Annotated in this window: 2 protein-coding genes; both read right to left on the bottom strand. The window is 36.6% G+C overall.

Features of this window, described 5'->3' with window-relative positions:
• Positions 1-324: 324 nt before the first annotated feature.
• Positions 325-1,053, bottom strand: coding sequence for a GNAT family N-acetyltransferase (locus tag ABXH34_RS18340; protein WP_353573336.1), 729 nt, complete (start codon positions 1,051-1,053; stop codon positions 325-327).
• 148 nt (positions 1,054-1,201) lie between these two features.
• Positions 1,202-2,425 carry a hypothetical protein gene (locus ABXH34_RS18335; RefSeq protein ID WP_353573335.1) on the bottom strand — a complete coding sequence of 408 codons (1,224 nt, stop codon included), beginning with the start codon at positions 2,423-2,425 and terminating at the stop codon, positions 1,202-1,204.
• Between the last annotated feature and the right edge of the window lie 751 nt (positions 2,426-3,176).

The following is a 3,176-nucleotide window of genomic DNA, read 5'->3' as shown; positions in this document are numbered from 1 at the left end:
CGCACATAACAGACTTGTCAGACAATGTTTCATTGCTGAGTTGATGACGATGTGAATAAATTGAACTAACAGATTAGTTCAGATTTATAGTAACGGATAGAGCTTCCCTAACGGACGCTGCCCACTATACGAAATATTTATGACAAGTCTATGACGTAAATAGCAAATTTATGTGACAGCTTACTTTTTATAAATTGTCGCAAAATTCATATAATCATTTTTATAAACAATAGATTAATTGTATTTTCAGAGGAAATGAAACACGAAAGAAAAGTGCTCATATCCGACAAGATTAAGTTCAGCTTGCCAGATATAAATGATGCTTTATTTCTTAAACTGTTGATTCAAGGCTTTTTGCACATTTTTCAATTCTTGAGGAGAAAGTGGCTTCACTTCAGGTGGCAAGAATGTAATGTCCTTTCCAACTAAATAACGCGATAATTTAGCTAAACGGCGATTCTCGCGAAAATCTTTAACCAGCAACCCATCCATATATAAATCAATAAATTGCCCATTTTCATACAGTTGCTCACGCATTAAGCCTTCCTGAGTAAATCCTAACTGCAATACATTATCCTGAGCATTTTGATTATATCCATAAACCAAAACCACTAATTTATTTAGTTTTAAAAAGTTAAATGCTAAGTCAAAAGTTAATAAGCTGGCTTCCAAAGCTAAACCTGTTCGGCGATATTCTGGCGGTAAAATACCGATTAAAAATTCCGCATGTTGATGTTTCGGTTGATAATCAGCCAATGAAACAAGGCCTATAGGTTCTTTTTCAATCTCATCGCCTTTTTGTTCATAACGGAAAATCACCCATTCTAATTTTTTCAAATCTTTTAAAGATAAACAGTTCTCTTTTTCTAAACGATGAATAATGCTCTGTTCTGATTCAGTACGACTTTGTACCAAACGATATAAGTCCATAAATTCTTTATCTTGATAACATTTTTGTAAGAATTGGACATGTTCAGGGGCAGAACGTTCAAGAATCACTTTTTTACCTTGTAAAGGCTGCAAAGTAATAGGGGCAAGCGTAAGTGTTGTCATGTTTTTTTGGAAAGTGGTTGTTACAAAACGAGAGGCTGTGAATAAGTCTGGAGTATTATTATTTGGGAAATGAGTGAACCGTATCTTTCAAGAATATGTTCAAGATTGATACGATTCATAAAATATGATTAGACTAAGCTATGAAAAATTAGCTTACTTTACCACCTTTACTACCAGAAGAATCTGTTGTTGAGCCACTATCTGGATCAGTGTCAGTGCCTGTTTCTTCACCATCAGAATATTCGGCATACTCTTCGTCATCTTCTTCGTAGATTGCACCAGAACCAGTTAACCAACCAGTATCTTTACCACCACTATCAGGTGTGCTTTCATCACCGTCAGCATAGAATTCACCTGCTTCTTCATCTGGTAAATCTAAGATGAGACGATCACATTCAGAAATTAATGCTTGGTTGATGTTTTCAATGTATTGGCCAGAAGCAAACGTACCCGCTGGGAATGCCATTGCTTGGAAGAATAGCTCATCACCTAATTCAAAGTTATTAGCTAATTGATCGACTGAAACAGAGATAACAATGGATTGACCAACATAAGCAGCTTTACCTACTTTGGTTGGTGTACCTTCACCAATAACTGGTACTGCAGGTTGTACAGAAATACCTGCAACAACTTCAAAACCTTGATCGCCAAAGCAAGATTGACCTGCTTGTGCTTTCAAATCAGTTGGAATTAAAGGCGCGCTACCACGTTTTTCTGTCGCTTCATTACCCGGTTTTTGACCTGGATTATGTGTGACTCTAGTTGTTTCTAAAGCTTGTAGAATAGAAGGTGGAGTACCGTCACCATCTTGGCCTTCAGGAGGAAGTTGAGTGCCATCACCGTTTTGGCCTTCAGGAGGAAGTTGAGTGCCATCACCATTTTGGCCTTCAGGAGGAAGCTGAGTGCCATCACCATTTTGGCCATTTGGAGGAAGTGGACTGCCATCAGCTCTGACACGACGTAAATCATCGTCATCATCTAAATAGCCACCTAAACCAAATGGAATGTCATTATCTTCGAAAGGAGCAACATTCGTGGTGTAAGCTAAAATAACGTCCAAAGGTTGATCTGATGGTAAGTTACCAATAATGAAGTCAATACGTGCATTTCTTGAACTTTCATCAGTAAAAATAACACCACGATCACTAAAGTCTTCTGATAATTCAGCAGCAATTTCATCACCATCAATGAAATCAGAATCATTGATTGGCGGTACCATTGCTGATAAAGGATGAGGAATTTGGTTTAGAGTCAATGGCTCTGGTGCTTCAGAACGTGGAGCACCGTCACCTTTACCACCTGCCATAGCACTGGTTGTAATAGCAGCAGAGGCAAGTGCAAGCATTCTTACTTTTTTAAACTGTTTTGGCATGAGAACGCCCTCATTGGTTTGAGTAGAACAAATAAATAGAATCTATGCAAGTTAGATTCCTTATTTTGTTCTTTAATATGGTTTTTTTGCACACATCTAGACTAAATGGGCAACTAATAACGTCTATGCTACACCTTAAATTGATTGTTGACAAACCCTATTAGCTTGTTTTTAGTGTCATTGAGATTCTCTAATTAACTAATGTATAGTGTTTTTATGATTGTTAATCTTGAGATGTATTATATTGATGTTTAATAATGAATTTAAAGGATTAAGTCAGTTGTTTTCATTTGAAAAATGAGTAGCAAGGCACATTTCAAACCTGAGCCAATATATAAAATAGTTCTTATTTTGGTGAATTTCTGCCAAAAAAATCTATTTAATGATGTTAATAGCTCAAGTTATGCAAAAAAGAGGCTGATTGCACAATACTATAATAGGGTGGAGTAGCGCAGCGTTTTCCACCAATAAGGTGGCGAGTGACTATCGCAAAAGGTGGAATACAGTGTGTGATGTTATCCATAAGTTTTATGGGTACACCTATTCCACCCTACTACCATATGAATTATTCTGTTTATGTGATCTCATTTTCTCACTGCGTAACTTGAGTTATTAGTTGAATTCTAAGTAAATGGTCTAATTGACCACCCACTATTTATTTCCATGTATAAGGTTAAAACCTTCGCCTTTCAGGCGAACAGATTTATCTCCCTAAACTCAAGAATGGCTTATAATATGAGAGATGGAATAC

This window comes from Candidatus Albibeggiatoa sp. nov. BB20 (genome assembly GCA_016744725.1).
In the GTDB taxonomy this organism is placed as follows: domain Bacteria; phylum Pseudomonadota; class Gammaproteobacteria; order Beggiatoales; family Beggiatoaceae; genus Albibeggiatoa.
This window is presented reverse-complemented; position numbering and strand designations above follow the sequence as displayed.

Bases quoted from the DNA above. Each gene is read 5' to 3' on its own strand.
- ABXH34_RS18340 (WP_353573336.1), bottom strand. From the start codon at position 1,053: ATGACAACACTTACGCTTGCCCCTATTACTTTGCAGCCTTTACAAGGT.
- ABXH34_RS18335 (WP_353573335.1), bottom strand. From the start codon at position 2,425: ATGCCAAAACAGTTTAAAAAAGTAAGAATGCTTGCACTTGCCTCTGCT.